This is a genomic window from Streptomyces sp. NPDC046925 (assembly GCF_040644915.1).
In the GTDB taxonomy this organism is placed as follows: domain Bacteria; phylum Actinomycetota; class Actinomycetes; order Streptomycetales; family Streptomycetaceae; genus Streptomyces.
Map to the genome: position 1 here is coordinate 334,873 of NZ_JBEYWZ010000003.1, position 19,659 is coordinate 354,531.

The 19,659-nt window shown below is 70.4% G+C and carries 18 protein-coding genes; 8 read left to right on the top strand and 10 right to left on the bottom strand.

Features of this window, described 5'->3' with window-relative positions:
• Window positions 1–11: 11 nt before the first annotated feature.
• The 5 genes from hisH to hisD are packed head-to-tail and all read right to left on the bottom strand — an operon-like array spanning window position 12 to window position 3,867.
• The gene (gene hisH / locus ABZ906_RS14755) at window positions 12–653 is read right to left on the bottom strand and encodes an imidazole glycerol phosphate synthase subunit HisH (protein WP_361381976.1); all 642 of its coding nucleotides are present in this window, start codon (window positions 651–653) and stop codon (window positions 12–14) included.
• Window positions 654–670: 17 nt separating this feature from the next.
• Entirely contained in the window at window positions 671–835 is a 165-nt protein-coding gene (locus ABZ906_RS14760; RefSeq protein WP_361188742.1) for a hypothetical protein, read from the bottom strand.
• Between the two features lie 4 nt (window positions 836–839).
• Window positions 840–1,433, bottom strand: coding sequence for an imidazoleglycerol-phosphate dehydratase HisB (gene hisB / locus ABZ906_RS14765; RefSeq protein WP_135330188.1), 594 nt, complete (start codon window positions 1,431–1,433; stop codon window positions 840–842).
• On the bottom strand, window positions 1,430–2,548 hold the full coding sequence (locus ABZ906_RS14770; RefSeq protein ID WP_361381979.1) for a histidinol-phosphate transaminase: 1,119 nt from the start codon (window positions 2,546–2,548) through the stop codon (window positions 1,430–1,432). The genes hisB and ABZ906_RS14770 overlap by 4 nt, the downstream gene beginning before the upstream one ends.
• The gene (gene hisD / locus ABZ906_RS14775) at window positions 2,545–3,867 is read right to left on the bottom strand and encodes a histidinol dehydrogenase (protein WP_361188747.1); all 1,323 of its coding nucleotides are present in this window, start codon (window positions 3,865–3,867) and stop codon (window positions 2,545–2,547) included. The genes ABZ906_RS14770 and hisD overlap by 4 nt, the downstream gene beginning before the upstream one ends.
• Before the next feature lie 243 nt (window positions 3,868–4,110).
• On the opposite strand from hisD, the gene ABZ906_RS14780 reads away from it, so the two are divergent.
• From ABZ906_RS14780 to ybaK, 4 genes are all read left to right on the top strand, one after another.
• Complete coding sequence (locus tag ABZ906_RS14780; RefSeq protein WP_361188750.1) at window positions 4,111–5,685, top strand: oxidoreductase; 1,575 nt, start codon at window positions 4,111–4,113, stop codon at window positions 5,683–5,685.
• Between the two features lie 147 nt (window positions 5,686–5,832).
• Window positions 5,833–6,840 carry a hypothetical protein gene (locus ABZ906_RS14785; protein WP_361381982.1) on the top strand — a complete coding sequence of 336 codons (1,008 nt, stop codon included), beginning with the start codon at window positions 5,833–5,835 and terminating at the stop codon, window positions 6,838–6,840.
• 11 nt (window positions 6,841–6,851) lie between these two features.
• Window positions 6,852–7,592, top strand: coding sequence for an LON peptidase substrate-binding domain-containing protein (locus tag ABZ906_RS14790; RefSeq protein WP_361381985.1), 741 nt, complete (start codon window positions 6,852–6,854; stop codon window positions 7,590–7,592).
• A gap of 34 nt (window positions 7,593–7,626) precedes the next feature.
• Complete coding sequence (gene ybaK / locus ABZ906_RS14795) at window positions 7,627–8,130, top strand: Cys-tRNA(Pro) deacylase (RefSeq protein ID WP_361381988.1); 504 nt, start codon at window positions 7,627–7,629, stop codon at window positions 8,128–8,130.
• Between the two features lie 177 nt (window positions 8,131–8,307).
• Here the strand turns inward: ybaK and ABZ906_RS14800 are convergent, their stop codons facing one another.
• The 4 genes from ABZ906_RS14800 to ABZ906_RS14815 form a co-directional block, all read right to left on the bottom strand.
• Window positions 8,308–9,036 (bottom strand): DUF2567 domain-containing protein, encoded by a 729-nt coding sequence (locus ABZ906_RS14800; RefSeq protein WP_361381991.1) that lies wholly within the window; start codon window positions 9,034–9,036, stop codon window positions 8,308–8,310.
• 56 nt (window positions 9,037–9,092) lie between these two features.
• Window positions 9,093–9,896, bottom strand: coding sequence for an ABC transporter permease (locus tag ABZ906_RS14805; RefSeq protein WP_361383170.1), 804 nt, complete (start codon window positions 9,894–9,896; stop codon window positions 9,093–9,095).
• 76 nt (window positions 9,897–9,972) lie between these two features.
• Window positions 9,973–10,935 carry an ABC transporter ATP-binding protein gene (locus ABZ906_RS14810; RefSeq protein WP_361188975.1) on the bottom strand — a complete coding sequence of 321 codons (963 nt, stop codon included), beginning with the start codon at window positions 10,933–10,935 and terminating at the stop codon, window positions 9,973–9,975.
• A 183-nt stretch (window positions 10,936–11,118) separates the two neighbouring features.
• Window positions 11,119–12,387: an NYN domain-containing protein gene (locus ABZ906_RS14815; RefSeq protein WP_361188763.1), complete on the bottom strand. Its 1,269-nt coding sequence runs from the start codon at window positions 12,385–12,387 to the stop codon at window positions 11,119–11,121.
• A gap of 248 nt (window positions 12,388–12,635) precedes the next feature.
• Between ABZ906_RS14815 and ABZ906_RS14820 the strand changes: the two genes are divergently transcribed.
• Window positions 12,636–12,821 (top strand): hypothetical protein, encoded by a 186-nt coding sequence (locus tag ABZ906_RS14820; protein ID WP_361188766.1) that lies wholly within the window; start codon window positions 12,636–12,638, stop codon window positions 12,819–12,821.
• A gap of 73 nt (window positions 12,822–12,894) precedes the next feature.
• Here ABZ906_RS14820 and dnaE read toward each other — a convergent pair whose 3' ends face one another.
• On the bottom strand, window positions 12,895–16,437 hold the full coding sequence (gene dnaE, locus ABZ906_RS14825; protein ID WP_361188768.1) for a DNA polymerase III subunit alpha: 3,543 nt from the start codon (window positions 16,435–16,437) through the stop codon (window positions 12,895–12,897).
• A 202-nt stretch (window positions 16,438–16,639) separates the two neighbouring features.
• Here dnaE and ABZ906_RS14830 point away from each other — a divergent pair, with 202 nt between their 5' ends.
• The 3 genes from ABZ906_RS14830 (at window position 16,640) to ABZ906_RS14840 (ending at window position 19,597) form a co-directional block, all read left to right on the top strand.
• Window positions 16,640–17,968 (top strand): DUF2252 domain-containing protein, encoded by a 1,329-nt coding sequence (locus ABZ906_RS14830; RefSeq protein WP_361188771.1) that lies wholly within the window; start codon window positions 16,640–16,642, stop codon window positions 17,966–17,968.
• Window positions 17,969–18,047: 79 nt separating this feature from the next.
• Window positions 18,048–18,734 carry a hypothetical protein gene (locus ABZ906_RS14835; protein WP_361188774.1) on the top strand — a complete coding sequence of 229 codons (687 nt, stop codon included), beginning with the start codon at window positions 18,048–18,050 and terminating at the stop codon, window positions 18,732–18,734.
• Between the two features lie 44 nt (window positions 18,735–18,778).
• On the top strand, window positions 18,779–19,597 hold the full coding sequence (locus ABZ906_RS14840; RefSeq protein WP_361188776.1) for a thioredoxin domain-containing protein: 819 nt from the start codon (window positions 18,779–18,781) through the stop codon (window positions 19,595–19,597).
• Window positions 19,598–19,659: the final 62 nt, after the last annotated feature.

Sequence of the window (19,659 nt, forward strand, 5' to 3'; positions counted from 1 at the left end):
CCCTGACATTCCTAGAGGGTTCCGATCCAGTTGGTGAGGAGCTGGGCGCCGGCGTCGCCGGACTTCTCGGGGTGGAACTGCGTGGCCCACAGCGCGCCGTTCTCGACGGCGGCCACGAAGGGCTCGCCGTGCGTGGTCCAGGCGACCTTGGGCGCGCGGAAGGCGGGGTTGCCGACCTCGAAGTCCCAGTGGTGCACGGCGTACGAGTGCACGAAGTAGTAGCGGGCGTCGGCGTCGAGGCCCGCGAACAGCTGGGAGCCCTCGGGCGCCTCGACCGTGTTCCAGCCCATGTGCGGGACGATGTCGGCCTTCAGCGGCTCGACGGTGCCGGGCCACTCGTCGAGGCCGTCGGTCTCCACGTCGTGCTCGATGCCGCGCGCGAAGAGGATCTGCATGCCGACACAGATGCCCATCACGGGACGGCCGCCCGCGAGCCTGCGGCCCACGATCCAGTCGCCGCGCGCCTCCTTGAGCCCCTGCATGCAGGCGGCGAAGGCGCCGACGCCGGGGACCAGGAGGCCGTCGGCGGCCATGGCCTTGTCGTAGTCACGGGTGATCTCGACGTCCGCGCCCGCGTGCGCGAGGGCGCGCTCGGCGGAACGGACGTTCCCGAAGCCGTAGTCGAAGACGACGACCTTCTTGGGAGCGGTCATACGTGGATCAGCTCCCCTCAGTTCCAGTAGTCGAGCCGCAGGATTCCCGCGACGAGGCACATGGCCGCTCCGATGGAGAGCAGCGCGATCAAGCTTTTCGGCATCCCCTGCTTGACGAAGGAGATGATGCCGCCGATCAGGAAGAGACCGACGACGATCAGAATCGTGTTGAGGCCGGTCATGGCTTTACAGCGCGCCCTTCGTGGAGGGGAGGATCCCGGCGGCGCGCGGGTCACGCTCGGAGGCGTAACGCAGCGCGCGGGCCAGGGCCTTGAACTGGCACTCCACGATGTGGTGGGCGTTGCGGCCGTAGGGCACGTGCACGTGCAGGGCGATCTGGGCCTGCGCGACGAAGGACTCCAGGATGTGCCGGGTCATCGTCGTGTCGTACGTACCGATCATCGGCGCCATGGTCTCGGGCTCGGTGTGCACGAGGTAGGGGCGGCCGCTGAGGTCGACGGTCACCTGGGCGAGCGACTCGTCGAGCGGGACCGTGCAGTTGCCGAAGCGGTAGATGCCGACCTTGTCGCCGAGCGCCTGCTTGAAGGCGGCGCCGAGCGCGAGGGCGGTGTCCTCGATCGTGTGGTGCGTGTCGATGTGCAGGTCGCCCTCGGTCTTGACCGTGAGGTCGAAGAGGCCGTGGCGGCCGAGCTGGTCGAGCATGTGGTCGTAGAAACCGACACCCGTCGACACCTCGACCTTGCCGGTGCCGTCGAGATCGATCTCGACGAGGACCGACGTCTCCTTGGTGGTCCGTTCGACCCGTCCAACCCGGCTCATGCCTGCTGCTCCTTCTTCAGTTCGCGTACCGCATCGAGGAACGCGTCGTTCTCTTCGGGGGTTCCCGCGCTGACGCGCAGCCAGCCCGGCACGCCGTTGTCCCGGACCAGGACGCCCCGGTCGAGGATCCGCTGCCAGACCGCGTGGGCGGCCCCTTCGCCCTCGAACCGCCCGAACTGGACGAAGTTGGCGTCGGAGTCGGTCACTTCATAGCCGATCGCACGCAGCTCGCTCACCAGCCGGTCGCGCTCCTGCTTCAGCTGCTCGACGTACTTCAGGAGCGTGTCGGTGTGCTCCAGGGCGGCGAGCGCGGTGGCCTGCGTGACGGCCGACAGGTGGTACGGCAGGCGTACGAGCTGTACGGCGTCGACGACCGCCGGGTCGGCCGCGAGGTAGCCAAGGCGCAGCCCGGCCGCGCCGAAGGCCTTCGACATCGTGCGGGAGATGACGAGGTTCGGCCGCCCCGCGAGCAGCGGGAGCAGCGAGTCGCCGTGGCTGAACTCGACGTACGCCTCGTCGACCACGACCATCGACGGCTTCGCGGCCTGCGCTGCCTCATAGAGCGCGAGGACCGTCTCTGCCGGGACGGCGTTGCCCGTGGGGTTGTTGGGCGTGGTGATGAAGACGACGTCGGGCCGGTTGTCGGTGACGGCCCGCGCGGCGGCGTCGGCGTCGATGGTGAAGCCCTCGCCGCGGGGCCCGGAGATCCAGCCCGTGCCGGTGCCGCGCGCGATGAGGCCGTGCATCGAGTACGAGGGCTCGAAACCGATGGCGGTGCGTCCCGGCCCGCCGAAGGTCTGGAGCAGCTGCTGGATGACTTCGTTCGAGCCGTTGGCCGCCCAGACGTTGGCGAGGGAGACCTCGTGGCCGCCGGTCTTGGTGAGGTAGCGCGCGAGCTCCGTGCGCAGCTCGACGGCGTCGCGGTCGGGGTAGCGGTTGAGGTCGCGGGCGGCCTCGCGGACCCGCTCGGCGATGCGCTCGACGAGTGCGTCGGGGAGCGGGTACGGGTTCTCGTTCGTGTTCAGCCGTACGGGTACGTCGAGCTGGGGCGCGCCGTAGGGGGACTTGCCGCGCAGTTCGTCGCGTACGGGGAGGTCGTCGATCCGGACGTTCACTGGGTGGGTACCTTCCATCCGAACCGCGCCTTGACGGCCGCGCCGTGCGCGGGCAGGTCCTCGGCCTCCGCCAGCGTCACCACGTGCCGGGCGACGTCGGCGAGCGCGTCGCGGGAGTAGTCGACGATGTGGATGCCGCGCAGGAACGACTGGACCGAGAGGCCCGAGGAGTGGCAGGCGCAGCCGCCCGTCGGCAGGACGTGGTTGGAGCCGGCGCAGTAGTCGCCGAGCGAGACGGGGGCCCAGGGGCCGACGAAGATCGCACCGGCGTTCTTCACCCGGTCCGCGACGGCCGCGGCGTCCGCGGTCTGGATCTCCAGGTGCTCGGCGCCGTACGCGTCGACGACGCGCAGGCCCTCCTCCAGGCCGTCGACCAGGACGATCGCGGACTGCCTGCCCGCGAGGGCGGGGGCGATCCGGTCCTCGACGTGCTTGGTCGCCGCGACCTGCGGCTCCAGCTCCTTGACCACGGCGTCGGCCAGGGCGAGGGAGTCGGTGACGAGCACGGCGGCGGCGAGCGGGTCGTGCTCGGCCTGGCTGATCAGGTCGGAGGCGACGTGCACGGCGTCGGCGGTGTCGTCGGCGAGGACGGCGATCTCGGTCGGGCCCGCTTCGGTGTCGATGCCGATGCGTCCGGTGAAGTAGCGCTTGGCCGCGGCGACCCAGATGTTGCCGGGGCCCGTGACCATGTTCGCGGGCGCGCAGGTCTCGGTGCCGTACGCGAACATCGCGACGGCCTGGGCGCCGCCGACCGCGTACACCTCGTCGATGCCGAGGAGGGCGCAGGCGGCGAGGATCGTCGGGTGCGGGAGGCCGCCGAAGTCCTTCTGCGGCGGGGACGCGAGGGCCATCGACTCGACGCCCGCCTCCTGCGCCGGGACCGCGTTCATGATCACGGAGGAGGGGTAGACGGACCGGCCGCCCGGTGCGTAGAGCCCGACGCGCTCGACCGGCACCCACTTCTCGGTGACCGTGCCGCCGGGCACGACCTGCGTGGTGTGCGGGGCGCGGCGCTGCTCGGCGTGGACGATGCGGGCGCGCCTGATCGACTCCTCAAGGGCCTCGCGGACGACGGGGTCGAGGCCGGCCAGGGCCTCGGCGATGGCGGCCGCGGGGACACGGACCTGCGCCAGCCGTACTCCGTCGAACTTTTCCGCGTACTCGATCAGCGCCGCGTCGCCACGATGATGCACGTCCTCGCAGATGGGCCGCACCTTCTCCAGGGCGGCCGCGACGTCGAAGTCGGCACGGGGCAGCAGGGCGCGCAGGGCGGGACCCTCGGGGAGGGCGTCGCCGCGCAGATCGATTCGGGAGATCACATGGCCAATTCTCTCAGACCCGGATTCCCGGCCCGACCCCGTATCACTGGCTGATATAGACCCGCCCGTCACCCACCACCGCCCTACCCGAGACGCTTCGCGCCACCCCCTGCTTTTCGAAGACCACGTTCACCACTAGCGTTCAGCCCGTCACTGAACGGGCATGAAACAGGTGTACGAGACCAAGGCGCATCGCAGGACGAGAACGCGGTACGGGATCGCGGTACGGGGAGGACAACAGCAGTGGTCGACGACACCGGCATCGGTGACCCGCCGGACGGACTGACCGCCGCCGAGATCGGCATGTGGCAGGCCTTCCGCAACGGCAGCGTCTACGACCTCCGGTCGGGGGACCCGATGGCGGACGATCCGCACGGCGGCCACCCCTGGGGCCCGGAACGCAGCGTCCGCGCGCGCATCGTGTGCTGGCTGCTCCTGGAGGGCCCGCCCGCCCTCTCGGGCCGGGTCTCGTCGCTGAAGCTCTCCGGACTCCAGATCACGGACGTACTCGACCTGGCGGGCGGCGAGATCCTTCCCTACGCCGAGCTGAAGCACTGCCGCTTCGAGAAGGAAATACTGGTCCCCGAGGCCAAGTTCACCACCCTGCGCCTGGTCAACTGCTCGATCCCGCGCGTGGAGGCGGCCCGCGTGCACACGGAGGGCGACCTGCATCTGCCGCGCTGCCGGATCCACAACGGCATGCGGCTCACGGACGCCCAGATCGGCACCGACCTCCTCATCAACCAGGCCGTGATCTACCGCGACCGGCGCGGCAACTCGATCATGGGCGACGGGCTCTCGGTCGGGCAGGACCTGCAGGCCGAGATGATGGAGTCGCACGGCCAGCTGAGCCTGCGCGGCGCGAAGGTCGGCGTCTCCTTCAGCCTCCGCGGCAGCAAGCTCGCCAATCCGTACGGCCAGCGGGCGCTCAACGCCCCGCAGATGACGGTGGAACGCACGCTGTACATGACGCCCGCCGCGCTCGGCGATCCGCCCATGACCAGCGGCACGACTCCCCCGCGCGGCACCCGCGTCCAGCGCTTCGAGTGCCAGGGCGGCATAAGGCTCGACGACGGGCGCTTCGGGGACGCGGTCGACCTGGCCCAGGCGCGCTTCACCCTGGAGAACGACCAGGAGGTCTCGCTGCGCCGCGTCCAGACCCCCGAGCTGCGCTTCCTCGGCGAGGCCCCACAGCGCGGCAAGGTCATCCTGTCCGGCATGAAGGTCGTCAACCTCATCGACAAGTCGACGAGCTGGCCGGGCCCTGGCGGCCTCCAGATGGGCGGCTTCAGTTACGAGAACCTGGTCCCGCTCGGCAGTTTCCCGCTCTCCCGGCGGCTGAGCTGGGTGGCGGCCGCGACCGCCGAGTACAACCCGGAGCCGTACGAGAAGCTGGCCACCGTCCTGCGCAACGGCGGCGAGGACGCCGACGCCCGCGAGGTCCTGCTCGCCAAGCAGCGCCGCCGCCGCGAGACCCTGCCGCTCGCGGCCAAGCTCTGGGGCTTCGCCCAGGACTGGACGGTGGCGTACGGCTACCGGCCGGGCCGGGCCGCCCTCTGGATGGCGGTGCTCTGGGCGGTGAGCGCGGTGGCCTTCGCGCACTCCGAGCACCCGGCGATCAAGCCGGGCGAGCACCCGAACTGGAACCCCGCGCTCTTCTCCCTCGACCTGCTGCTCCCGGTGATCAATCTCGGCCAGGACAGTTACTGGCAGCTGAGCGGCGGCTGGCAGTGGTTCGCGGCGATCCTCATCCTGCTCGGCTGGGTCCTCGCGACGACGGTCGCGGCGGGGGCGACGAGGCTGCTGCGCAGGAACTGAGGACGGCCTCGGAGCCCGCCCGGTCCCACCCCGGGCGGATATTTTGCCATCCCTTGACCATGTGTCAGGCAACCGGACGATCGATGCGAAAGCTTCACCGGCTCTCCTCTGGCACTGCCCCGACCTGCGGTTTTCAATAAACGCACCATGGCACTCCTGCGCGCCCTGATCCGTACCGCACGAATGGTCAGGAACACACCGCTCCTCGCCGCCGGTCTGACCCCCGACGACGAGGTGCTCCTCGACGCACCCGACGACCGGCTCGGCCCCGCGCTCGTCGCCGCGGGCCGCGGCGACTACGACCCCGCGGCCAAACTGCTCGCCATGACCCGCGAGGGCAACGAGTGGGAGAACCGCGACCGCTACACCACACGCCTCGCCGCCTTCGCCCGCTCCCGCCCCGAGTGGTTCGACGACTGGCAGTGCGCGGCCCCGCACGATCCGGACGCGCTGCTCGTCAAGGCCGAGCTCGCGGTGGTCCGCGGCTGGGAGTCGCCCGCCCGCGCCGAGCTGCTCCGCGAGACGTCGCCCCTGATCGCCGCCGCCGCCGAGGCGGACCCGCGCGACCCCGTGCCGTGGCGGATCGCCCTGGACCATGCGCGCGGCACCCACGCCCCGCACTCGGTCTTCGACACGATCCGGGCCGAGGCGGAGCACCGCTCCTCGCACCACTACGGCTGGCACGCCTCGGCGCTCCAGTACCTCTCGGCCGCCTGGTACGGCTCGCACCGCCAGTGCTTCGACTTCGCCGAGCAGGCCGCGCGCGACGCACTGCCCGGCTCGCTGATCCAGGCGCTGCCCGCGCGGGCCGCGTTCGCGTATCTCACGAGCGCGTCGGGAAGCGTGCCGCGCGAGCGCCTGGACGCCGCGGCCGACCTCGGGATCGCCCTTTCTCGTGAGTACGAGGCCGGGGACCCCTGGCCCGCGGAGGTCCGCAACGTCCTCACGTACGTCCTCGTGCGCCTGGAGCGCTGGCGCGATGCACTCGAACAGATGCGCCTCATCGGGCCGCACGCGACGTCCTTCCCCTGGGACCGCATGTCCGACGACCCGCTCGGCCAGTTCCTGGAACTGCGCGACGGCATCCGCATCGAGGTGGCCTCGGTGACCCCGCTGGGCACCGGTGGCGGACGCCGGGACTCGGACGACCATTAGGCTTCAGGCTCGTGACCACCGTCCGGCTTCCGCTCTTCCCGCTCAACTCGGTGCTGTTCCCGGGGCTCGTACTCCCGCTGAACGTGTTCGAGGAGCGTTATCGCGCCATGATGCGCGACCTGCTCAAGACCCCCGAGGAGGAGCAGCGCCTCTTCGCCGTCGTCGCGATCCGCGACGGCCTGGAGGTGGCGCCGAGCGCGCCCGGCCTCCCCGACCCCACCGCGCAGCCCGAGCAGGGGCCGACCGCCGGCTTCGGCGACGACCCGCTCAAGGCCTTCCACGCGGTGGGCTGCATCGCGGACGCGGCGACGATCAGGGAGCGGGCCGACGGCGGCTTCGAGGTCCTGGCCACCGGCACCTCACGCGTGCGCCTGCACTCGGTGGACGCCTCGGGCGCCTTCCTGACCGCGGAGGTCGAGGAGCTGCCGGAGGACCCGGGCGAGGAGGCCGGCACCCTCGCCGAGGGCGTCCTGCGGGCTTTCCGCTCCTACCAGAAGCGCCTCGCCGGGGCGCGCGAGCGGTCCCTGTCCACGGGCGCCGAACTGCCGGACGACCCGTCCGTGGTGTCGTATCTGGTCGCGGCGGCCGCCGTCCTGGACACCCCCACCAAGCAGCGGCTCCTGGAGGCGCCGGACACGGCGTCGCGCCTGCACGACGAGCTGAAAGTCCTTCGCGCCGAGACCGCGATCATCCGTAATCTGCCGTCGTTGCCCGCGACGGACCTCACGCGCGGCACCACGAGCCTCAACTGACACGAAGCCGCAACTGACGTAAGGCGCGAGCGCTTTGGCGAAGAAGCAGAAGAAGCAGTCGGGTACGGGCGGCACCCCCGCGACGGTCGCCCTCACGGCGGCGGGCGCCGACTACACGGTCCACGCCTACGAACACGACCCCGCGCACCCCTCGTACGGCGAGGAGGCGGCGCAGGCCATGGGCGTCTCGCCCGACCGGGTCTTCAAGACCCTGGTCGCGGAGGTCGACGGCGAACTGACGGTCGCCGTGGTCCCCGTGGCGGGCACCCTCAACCTCAAGGCCCTGGCCACGGCGGTCTCCGGCAAGCGCGCGGTGATGGCGGACCCCGCCGCCGCCGAACGCACCACGGGCTACGTACGGGGCGGCATCTCGCCCCTCGGCCAGCGCAGGAAGCTCCGCACGGTCCTGGACGACTCGGCCTCCTCGCACGCCACGATCTGCGTGTCGGCGGGCCGCAGGGGCCTGGAAGTGGAACTGGCGCCCGGCGACCTGGCCCGCCTCACGGCCGCGGTACTGGCGCCGATCGGGCGTGAATAGGCCCTCGACGGGGTCCTCCGGCTCGACTAGTACCACCCTCATGTCGAAGAAGACGCGCAAGAGGAAGTGGCGGGTGCGCAAGGGCAAGGCGAACCACGGGAAGCGCCCCGCCTGACGGCGGTCGGGCGCCGGACCGTGTCCGGGGGGCCGGAGCGTCCTGAGTGTCCGGGGGCGTTCTCACGCCCCGGCGGAGTCCGAGCGGCCGTCGGCCCGGCCGGGCTCCCCGTAGGGCGCGGCGTCCCCGTACGGAGCACCGCCGCCGTAGGGCGCGGGATCTCCGTAGGGCAGGGGGTACGGCTCGGGGTCGCGCGGTCCGAAGAGCCCGGTCAGGCCCAGGTGCACGAGGAGCGCGGCCACGGGCCAGGCGAGGAGCGCGCCCTTCGCCTTGAGCTCCAGAGGGGCGTCGAACGCGACGCCCTCGCCCACGGCCTTGGCATGGGCGGCGACATTCGTCTCGGGCCCGAGGAAGACGCCCAGACGCCAGGCGAGCACGGCCCCGAGGAGACCTCCGGCCGTGAGGCCGAGGACCAGCGGGATCCCGCCCCGCTTGCGCAGCAGGAACACCACGGCACCGGTCACCGCGCCGAAGGCGAGCGCGAGCAGGGCGAACGATCCGTCGACCCCGATCGCCTGCTCCCCCTCGGTGTCCTTGAGGTACACCGCCTTGTCGTCGGCCACCAGCGGGACCCGCGGCGCGAGCCACAGCCACAGGAGGCCGAGCAGGATGCCGCAGACAGCGACCGCGACCATGATCACTACGGCCTGCCGCACTTCGGTCTTCATGCCGGGACCGGCCTCCTCGTCCGCCGGAGAGAGAACGGCTCCGGACGGCTGGGCAGTCTGCTGCCAGGTGTCGTGCGGGGGACGGCCGTGGGGCGGCTGGGAGGGCGTCAGCGGTGCAGTCACCCACACATGGTGCCAGTACTACCTGATTACCGCTTCACCGCACAGGCGGTGCCGCGTCACCGTACGGCCGCGCGGCGGTACGCCCAGGTGGCGATCGCCAGCGAGGCGACGCCGACCCCCGCGCAGACCGCGAGATCCAGGGCGACGGCCGCCCAGTCCGGATGCGGCCCGAACGTGCGGGCGAACGCCTCCACCCCGTACGTCGAGGGCAGCAGGTCGCGCGCGTACTGCAGGAAGCCCGGCATCCGCTCGGCCGGGAGCACGCCGAGCAGCAGCGCCGCCGACATGCCCAGCTGGCCCAGCAGCGTGGCCAGTTCGGGCCGCGGTGCGAGCAGCCCGAGTGCGGCGCCGAGCCCGGCGAGCGCGGCACCGGCCAGCGGGATCACCGCGGCGAGCACCCACAGGTGCCCCAGCGGAAGCCCGAAGAGGCCGCAGCCGACGATCGCGGTGACGACGGTGCCCGGCACGGTGAACGAGGCGTAGGCGGCCGCGGCGCCGAGGACCACGGCGGCGGGCGGCACGGGCAGCGTGGCGTAGTGGTCGAGGCCGCCGTCGGCCCGCAGCTGCCCGAAGTACTGCGCGAGCAGGTTGAGCGCGACGAAGGCGACGACGAGCACGGAGGAACCGGCGACGACGGCACGCGCCTCGCCGCCCCCGTCGACGACGCCCCGCATCAGGATCATGATCCCGACGGACTGGAAGGTCGCCACGAAGAGCAGCGGAATCCGCGCGACCCGCGCCCGGGACAGCTGCGCCCGGTAGACGGCCGCGAGCGCGGGAAAGAGCCGCGCGCGGGGTCCCAGGGGCGCGGCGGCTTCGGCCTGCCGCTCGCGGTCGTCGGCCCGCACCGCGGCTTCCAGGGGAACGGCACTCACCGAACGACCCTCCTGCTGTTGCTGTTCGTCCGCCTGTTGCTGTTCGCCCGTCCGGCGAAGGTCATGCCTTCACCAGCCCTTCTCCGTTGCCGCCCAGTGCGAGATACACGTCCTCCAAGCTCGGTGTGGCCAGTGTGAAGTCGTCCAGGGCGGCGAAGGCCTCGCCGCCGGTGACCGCGGCCACGGCGGCCCGTGCCTCGTCCGGGGCGAGCCGCAGGGACCACCGCCGCCCGGATTCCACCGCGGAGGAGCGCAGCGCGGCGACCTCGGGGACGTCGAGCGGTGCCCGCTCCCGCCACACGAGCTCCACCCGCACCTCGCCCGCCACCTGCTCCTTCAGCCCCACGGGGCTGTCGCAGGCGATGACCTTGCCGTGGTCGAGCACGGCGACGCGGTCCATGACCGTCTCGGCCTCGATGACGTTGTGGGTGACGAGCAGGACCGTCGTGCCGCGCTCGGCCCTGCGCCGGTCGACGGCGCCCCAGACGGCGCGCCGCGCGATGGGGTCCATGCCGGTCGTCGGCTCGTCGAGGACGAGCAGCGGCCGCTCCCCCACCAGGGCGGTGGCGAAGCAGGCGAGCCTGCGCTGGCCGCCGGAGAGCTTCTTCAGGGGCCGTGAGGCGAGCGGGGTGAGCGCCAGCTCTTCGAGTACGTCGTCCCGCTCGGCCCGCGCCGCGCGCACGTCGAGGCCGCGAAGGCGCGCGGTCGTCTCGACGGCGAGCGAGACGGTCAGCTCGTCGAGCGCGGTGGACTCCTGCCCCAGATACGCGAGGATCCGCGCGGCCCGCTCGGGGTGGCGCAGGATGTCGTGCCCGAGGATCTCGACGCTCCCGCTGTCGGGCCGCATCAGGCCGGTCAGCTGGCGTACGAGGGTGGACTTGCCGGCGCCGTTGGGCCCGAGCAGGCCGAAGATCTCGCCGCGCCTGACCTCCAGGCTGATGCCGTCGGTGGCGCGCACCTCGGGCGTCGCGGGCGTGCCGCGCCTGCCGCGGGCGGCCGGATATGTCTTGACGAGGTCGCGCACCGCGCAGACGGCATCGCTGCCGTGACCCTGTCGGAGCCCCTGTCGGACTCCCTGTGCCGAGCGCGTACTCACGAAGGACGAGGGTACGGGGTCCGGCGCCCGGTCCGGCGCCCGGGGCGCCCCGTACGCCCCGTATCAGTCATCTGGGGTGGTCTTCCGTCACCCGTTGGCGTGCAGGTGCCCTCACTCGCCGGAGCGGTCGCCCACCGGCGCGTGCTCGACCGCCGTGTGGACGTCGATCTCGCGCCAGAAGCCCGCCCTGATCGCGTACCGGTCGTGTTCGTCGATCTGGTCGTCCTTGTGGGCGAGCAGTCCGAAGCGGGCGGCGTAGCGCAGGAGCTCGCCGTCGACGCGGTGCGGGATGCGCGGGTACATCGTCGAGAGTTTCTGCAGGTTGTGCTGTTCCGGCAGGCGGGCCATCCAGCGGCGCGCGAACACCTGCCCGACCTCGAAGGGGTCACCGCCGACGGTGGTGATGTCCTCCTCGCGGTCGGCCCAGCGCTGTTCGGCCGTCGTCAGCTGGGCGAGCGTCGGCAGGGCGGCGGCCTCGGGGCTCTCGGCGGCGCCGCCGGGGCGCTCGACCCAGCCCTTGTCCGAGGACCAGCGCAGCGTGGCGTTCGGGGGGTGCTGCGCGGCCTGCGTGCCGGGGCCGCGCAGGGCGGCCAGGTCCTTGGGGGTGGGCACGCCCTTGCCCGGCGGGATGTGGTGGGCGGCCGCGCCGTCGCCGTTCGTGCCGGCTTCGGCGTGCTGGGCGTGTTGGTCGTGCTGATTGGGGTGCACCCCCGCTGCCTCGTCGGCGGCCCGCTGGGCGCTGGCCGCGAGCGCGGACTCCGGCAGGGGCGCGGAGAGGATCGCGGCGATCTCGGGGCGCGGGACGGGCGAGGGGGCGCAGACGCCGGTGAGTTCCTTGGGGCGTACGGCTTTGGTGATCCAGGCGCGGTCGAGGACGCGGCGCTCGTCGGCCTCGGCCACGAGATCCTCGGACTGGTTGTAGTCGCCGTCGGCGGCCTGCACGGCCCACAGGTGGACGGCGACGCCGTGCTCCTTGGCGGCCATCATGCCGGGCAGCAGGTCCCCGTCGCCGGTGACGAGCACGATGTCCGAGCAGGCGCGGTTGCGGGCCAGCTCCGTCAGCTCGGCGTGCATGGCGGCGTCCACGCCCTTCTGGGCCCACCGCCCGTCGCTGCGGGTCAGGGCGCCGAGCCGGACCGTCACGCGCGGCATGACCCGCAGCCTGCGGTGCTCGGGCTGGGGCACGCGGTCGGGGGCGCCGTCGAACCAGTAGATCCGCAGGAGAGGGCGCTCGGTGTCGGATTCCGCGCGCTCACGGATGCCCTGGATCAGGGCGGTGTGATCGACGGTGATCCGGGACCGGGACGGCTCGCCCGCGAGGAGACTCGCGGCGGCACCCAGCAGATACCCGGCGTCCACCAGGACGATGCAGCGGTCCACGCGATCCACCCTCTTTCCCTGGAGATTCCCTGGAAGCAATGGTTCGGGTTTTCCTTCGAGTCTGCCCGACCCTGCGGAGGTTAACGGCCGGAACTCGATCTTCGGCGTGGCGTATCGGGACTTCACTCTCGGGCAGGGCGCCGACAGGGCTTATTACGCACGGTAATTCTCTGAAATGCGCAGCTTGTCGCCATATGTGAATCTGGTCGCGTCCTGGCCCCCAGATTTCCTTCAGGAGGAAGATCACTATGGCCAAGAACAAGAACCGCAAGCAGGGCGGCGAGCAGAACCGCGCGTCGGCCGCGGAGCAGGCGCAGGAGCAGGCCAAGTCGTCCGCGGAGCAGGCCGAGCAGCGGGTGCAGTCCGCGGTTCAGTCGCAGGGCAGCCCGGCAGAGGTCGCCCGCAAGCATCAGCGACGCTTCGGTCACAACTGACGGGCGCACAGGCGTATATGCGTGAAGGGGCGCACCCGGAAATCCGGGTGCGCCCCTTCCTGTGGGTCTGAACCTATCCGGCCAGGCAGGACGCTCCGAGCAGCACCTTCAGATCGCCGAAGAGGGCCGCGTCCGGTTGCACGCGGTGACGGTCGAGCCGGAGCAGGGTCGTCTTCTGCGCCCCCTGGAGCTTGATCCGCACCTCGCTGTTGCCCCGGTGATGGCTGAGAATCTCACCGAGGCGGCTGACCATCGGCGGGGTCACCCGCACCGTCGGGATGGTGATCAGGACGGGCGCGTTGGTGCCCGCGTTCGACAGGTCGGGGACCTGCATCTCCATGGCGACGAGCCGCGGCACGTCCTCGCGCTTGTCGAGTCGGCCCTTGACGAACACCACGGCGTCCTCGACGAGTTGCGTCGACACCAGCTGGTAGGTCGCCGGGAAGAACATGCACTCGATGGAGCCCGCGAGGTCCTCGACGGTCGCGATCGCCCAGGCGTTGCCCTGCTTGGTCATCTTGCGCTGGAGGCCGGAGATGATGCCGCCGATGGTGACGATCGAGCCGTCCGAGTAGTCACCGCCGGTGAGCTGGCCGATGCCCGCGTCGGCCTTGTCGGACAGGACGTGCTCCAGGCCGAAGAGCGGGTGGTCGGAGACGTACAGACCGAGCATCTCCCGCTCCTGGGCGAGGAGATAGGTCTTCTCCCACTCGTCGGTGGAGAACTCCACGTCGAGCCCGAAGCCCGGCTCGTCCCCGCCGCCCTCGTCGCCCATCCCCCCGAAGAGGTCGAACTGCCCTTCCGCTTCCTTGCGCTTGACCTGCACGACGTTGTCGATCATCGGCTCGTACTGCGCGGTGAGGCCCTTGCGGGTGTGCCCCATGGTGTCGAAGGCGCCCGCCTTGATCAGCGACTCCGTGGTCCGCTTGTTGCAGGCGGCGGCCTCGACCTTGTCGAGGTAGTCCGGGAAGGAGGCGAACTTCCCCTTGGCCTTGCGGGAGCGGACGATCGACTCGACGACGTTCGTACCGACGTTGCGGACGGCCTCCAGGCCGAAGAGGATCACGTCGTCGCCCTGGGCGGCGAAGTTGTGCACGGACTCGTTCACGTTGGGCGGCAGGACCTTGATGCCCATGCGCCGGCACTCGTTCAGATAAATGGCCGACTTGTCCTTGTCGTCCTTCACCGAGGTGAGCAGCGCGGCCATGTACTCGGCGGGGTAGTTCGCCTTGAGGTAGGCCGTCCAGTACGTGACGAGGCCGTACGCGGAGGAGTGCGCCTTGTTGAAGGCGTATCCGGCGAAGGGGACCAGGACGTCCCACAGGGCCTGGATCGCGGTGTCCGAGTACCCGTTCTTCTTCGCTCCCTCCTGGAAGAGGACGAAGTTCTTCGCCAGCTCGTCGGGCTTCTTCTTGCCCATCACACGGCGCAGGATGTCGGCTTCGCCCAGCGAGTAACCGGCGATGATCTGCGCGGCCTTCTGCACCTGCTCCTGGTACACGATGAGGCCGTAGGTCAGGCCGAGCGTCTCCTTCAGGGGCTCTTCGAGCTCCGGGTGGATCGGCGTGATCTCCTGGCGGCCGTTCTTGCGCTCCGCGTAGTTGATGTGCGAGTTCATGCCCATCGGGCCCGGACGGTACAGGGCCGAGACGGCGGAAATGTCCTCGAAGTTGTCGGGCTGCATCTGGCGGAGCAGCGAGCGCATCGGTCCGCCGTCGAACTGGAAGACGCCGAGCGTGTCGCCGCGGCAGAGCAGTTCGAAGGTCTTCGGGTCGTCGAGCGGGAGCGAGAGCATCTCCAGGTCGATGCCCTTGCCCGCGCGCACCATCTTGACCGCGTCGTCCATGATGGTGAGGTTGCGCAGGCCCAGGAAGTCCATCTTGAGCAGGCCGAGCGACTCGCACTGGGGGTAGTCCCACTGCGTGATGGTGACGCCGTCCGTGTGCCGCGTCCACAGCGGGGCGTGGTCGACGATCGGCTCGCTGGACATGATGACGCCGGCCGCGTGCACGCCCATCTGCCGGACCAGGCCTTCGACGCCCTTGGCGGTGTCGATGACCTTCTTCACGTCCGGTTCGTTCTCGTACATCCCCCGGATCTCGCCCGCTTCGCTGTAGCGGGGGTGCTTGGGGTCGGTGATGCCGGAGAGGTCGATGCCCTTGCCGAGGACGTCGGCGGGCATCGCCTTGGTGAGGCGGTCGCCCATCGCGTACGGATATCCGAGCACGCGCGCGGAGTCCTTGATGGCGTTCTTCGCCTTGATCTTTCCGTACGTGCCGATCATGGCGACCTTGTCGGCGCCGTACTTCTCGGTCACGTACCGGATCACTTCGACGCGCCTGCGCTCGTCGAAGTCGATGTCGACGTCGGGCATGGAGACGCGCTCGGGGTTGAGGAACCGCTCGAAGATCAGGCCGTGCGTGATGGGGTCGAGGTCGGTGATGCCCATGGCGTACGCGACGATCGAACCGGCCGCGGAGCCTCGGCCGGGGCCGACCGCGATGCCGTTGTTCTTGGCCCACATGATGAAGTCGGCGACGACCAGGAAGTACCCCGGGAACCCCATCTGGATGATGATGTCCATCTCGTACTCGGCCTGCTTCTGCCGGTCGTCGGGGACACCGCCCGGGTAGCGGCGGTCCATGCCGACCCGGACCTCCTCCTGGAACCAGGTGACCTCGGTGAAGCCCTCCGGAATCTCGAACTTCGGCATCAGGTCGCGCTTCTCGAACATCCCGGTGGTGTCGATCTGCTCGGCGACCAGGAGGGTGTTGCGGCAGCCCTCCTGCCAGGCGTCCGAGGAGTCGATGGCGTACATCTCGTCCGTGGACTTCAGGTAATAGCCGGTGCCGTCGAAGCGGAAGCGGTCCGGGTCCGAGAGGTTCTTGCCGGTCTGGATGCAGAGCAGGGCGTCGTGCGCGACGGACTCATGGGAGTACGTGTAGTGCGAGTCGTTCGTCACCAGCGGCGGGATGCCGAGCTTCTTGCCGACCCGCAGCAGGTCGTCGCGGACCCGGCGCTCGATGTCGATGCCGTGGTCCATCAGCTCCAGGAAGTACCGGTCCTTGCCGAAGATGTCCTGGTACTCGGCGGCGGCCTTCACCGCCTCGTCGAACTGGCCCAGGCGCAGCCGAGTCTGGAGCTCTCCGGAGGGGCAGCCGGTGGAGGCGATCAGGCCCTCCGACCACTGGGAGATCGTCTCCTTGTCCATGCGCGGCCACTTCTGCAGCCAGCCCTCGGCGTACGCGTCCGAGGAGAGCCGGAAGAGGTTGTGCAGGCCGGTGCTGTTCGACGCCCAGATCGTCTTGTGGGTGTAACCACCCGAACCGGACACGTCGTCGCGCTTCTGGTGCGGCTGGCCCCACTTGATCTTCCGCTTGTTGCGGCGTGACTCGGGGGCCACATACGCCTCGATGCCGATGATCGGCGTGACGCCCGCCTTCTGCGCGGAGTGGAAGAAGTCGTACGCCCCGTGGAGGTTGCCGTGGTCGGACATGGCGACGTGCGTCATGCCCATCTCATTACAGGCGTTGAACATGTCCTTGAGCCGCGCGGCACCGTCCAGCAGCGAGTACTGGGTGTGGACGTGGAGGTGCGTAAAGGGCGGCTTGGTCACGGCGGGAGGCCTCCGGAGAACATCGGGCAACGGACTGCGGGCAGTCTGGGGGGACAGCGTGGAAGTCTAATCCGGAGCGCTGACAACCGACGGGCACTCGGGGGTACCGTCGTGCGTTGGACAGGTCGGAACACCTGTCCCAAATGTTCGGAACACCCGTCCCACAGGTCGAGCACGACCCTGTACCAGGAGGCACCCCGCGATGTCGGACCCGCAGCCCACCGCTGAGCAGCGCGGCGAGCAGATCCTCTCCGTCTTCGACACCGCGTTCGGCGAGCTGCTGGCCGCGGACCCCGCCGCGTTCCGCGTGAAGTTCCGGAAGATGGCCGCCTCCGCCTTCGCCTTCTACCGCGGCACGGCCTGCCTCTTCTACGGGGACCTGGAGCGCGAGCAGCACGGCGGTCCGTACCTGGACGAGCGCACGGGACGGGTGTGGATCCACGGCGACCTGCACGCGGAGAACTTCGGCACGTACATGGACGCCCAGGGCCGCCTGATCTTCAACGTGAACGACTTCGACGAGGCCTATGTGGGCCCCTTCACCTGGGACCTCAAGCGCTTCGCCGCCTCCGTGGCCCTGATCGGGTACACGAAGGCGCTCAGCGACGAGCAGATCACCGACCTCGTCCGGATCTACGCGACGGCGTACCGCGAGCGGATCCACGACCTGGCGACCGGCGCCAAGAGCGACGAGGTGCCGCCCTTCACCCTTGACACCGCCCAGGGCCCGCTCCTGGACGCGCTGCGCGACGCGCGCTCGCTGACCCGCTTCGGGCTCCTGGAGTCCATGACGGAGATCCGCGACTTCGAGCGCCGCTTCGCGCCCGGCGGCGGCTCCATCGAGCTCGACGCGGCCACGCGCTACAAGGTGCTCGCCGCCTTCGACGGCTATCTGGAGACGCTCCCGGAGTCCTCGCTCACCCGCCCCGACTCGTACCGCGTCAAGGACGTCGTCGGACGCCGCGGCATCGGCATCGGCTCCGCGGGCCTGCCGTCGTACAACATCCTCCTCGAGGGCAACAGCGACGCCCTGGAGAACGACGTCGTGATCTACCTCAAGCAGGCCCAGACCCCGGCCGTCTCGCGGCACATCACCGACGGGGCCGCCCGTGACTATTTCCGGCACGAGGGCCACCGCACGGTCATCTCGCAGCGCGCGCTCCAGGCGCACGCCGACCCGTGGCTCGGCTGGACCGAGCTGGACGGCGCCGGTCAGCTGGTCGCCGAGGTCTCTCCGTACGCGGTGGACCTGGACTGGTCGGACATCGACGACTGGGACGAGATCGCCGCGGTCATCGCCGACCTGGGCCGCGCCACCGCCACGATGCACTCCGCCGCGGACGACGAGAGCGGCCACTCGGACCTGGTCCCGTTCTCCACGGAGCGCGCCATCGACGCCGCCATCGCGGCGGACGAGGAGGGCTTCGCCGACCTGCTCGTCGACTTCGCCCACGAGTACGGCGCACGGGCCCGCAGGGACCACCAGATCTTCGTCGACCTCTTCCGCAACGGCCGGATTCCGGGTCTGTAGGCACGAAGAGGACGCCGTGTGACTCATAGGCACCCTTTAGGGCTGCCTTACGGGAGCACATGGCACACTCGGCTTCGCGATGGACATATCCGGGACCCAGCTCAGAGCCGTGCGCGCGGCGCTCTTCACGACGCTCGTCGTGACGCTCTCCGCCGCGTCGCACGTGCTGCTCTCGCGCGCCCCGCTGCCGCTGCCCACCGTCGCCGTGATCGCCGCCGCGGTCTTCGTCATCGCGTACGCCCTTGCGGGGCGCGAGCGCGGTTACGGCCGCATCGCCGCCCTGCTCATCCCGCTCGAGCTGGCCGCCGACACCGTGTTCACCACGGGGCAGCACGTCTGTTACGGCCAGGCGGGCGGGCCCGTCGCGGGTCCGCTGCGCTCCGTCGGCTTCGACGTGCTGTGCGGCGGCGGCAGCGTCGGCACACCGCTGGCCCAGATGACCGGCGGCGACGGACACCGCGCCGCCGTGCTGCTCGCCGACGCCGAGCCGGGCGCCGCCTGGCTGCTGCTCGGCGCGCACATCGGGGTCGGCCTGCTCGCGGCGTTCTGGCTGCGGCGCGGCGAGCGTGCCCTGGCCCAGCTGCTGCGCGCGGTGGGGGCCTCCACCTTCCGGCCGCTGCTCGTGGCGGTCGCCGCGGTGAGCATCCGCCCGCGGCCCGTCCGCCGCGCTCCGCGGCCCGCCCGCCGGGTGCGGACCGCGCGGACCCGGCTTCTCGTGCACTTCGTGGGACGGCGTGGACCGCCGTGCTCGGCCGCCTTCGCCTGAGCACCACCGTCCCCACGCACGTCATTCCTACGGAGAACATCATCATGAGCAAGCGCAACAGCCAGGCGGCCAAGTCGGCGGCCCGCGAGCGGATCCGCGCCCAGCAGGAAGCCGAGCGCAAGCGGCAGAAGCGGAAGCGGTCGATGATCGTCGGCGTATCCGTCGTCGCGGTCCTGGCGATCGCGGGCGGCATCGGCTACGCCGTCATGCAGGCCAACAAGCCCGGTCACTGGGAGGCCGCCGCCGACGAGAAGCTCGTCAAGCCGGCGAACTCCGAGGGCACGCAGGGCACGACCGTCGTCCTCGGCAAGGACAGCGCCAAGAAGACCCTCAAGGTCTACGAGGACCCGCGCTGCCCGGTCTGCGCCAGCTTCGAGCAGACCGTCGGCCCGACGGTCGAGAAGGACCTGAAGGACGGCAAGTACAAGATCCAGTTCATCGGGGCCAGCTTCCTCGACCGCAACCTCACCGGCGAGGGCTCCAAGAACGCGCTCAGCGCGCTCGGTGCCGCCCTGAACGTGAGCGACCAGGCCTTCCTCGACTACAAGAAGGCGCTGTTCTCCAAGGAGAACCACCCCGAGGAGACCACCGACAAGTTCAAGGACGACTCGTACCTGACCAAGATCGCGGACCAGGTCCCCGAGCTCAAGAAGAGCAAGACCTTCGCGAAGGACGTCAAGAACGGCACGTACGACCGCTGGGCCCTTGAGATGTCGAAGAAGTTCGACGACAACAAGGACGGCGTGGAGGGCACCCCCTCCTTCGTCATGGACGGCAAGAAGCTGACCGGCCCCGACAAGAAGAACGCTCCTTCGACCGTCGAGGACTACAAGACGGCGATCGACGCGGCGCTCAAGGGCTGACGCACTTCACCGAAGAGCGGGCGAACGTTTCACCGTTCGCCCGCTCTTGGCGATTACCGATC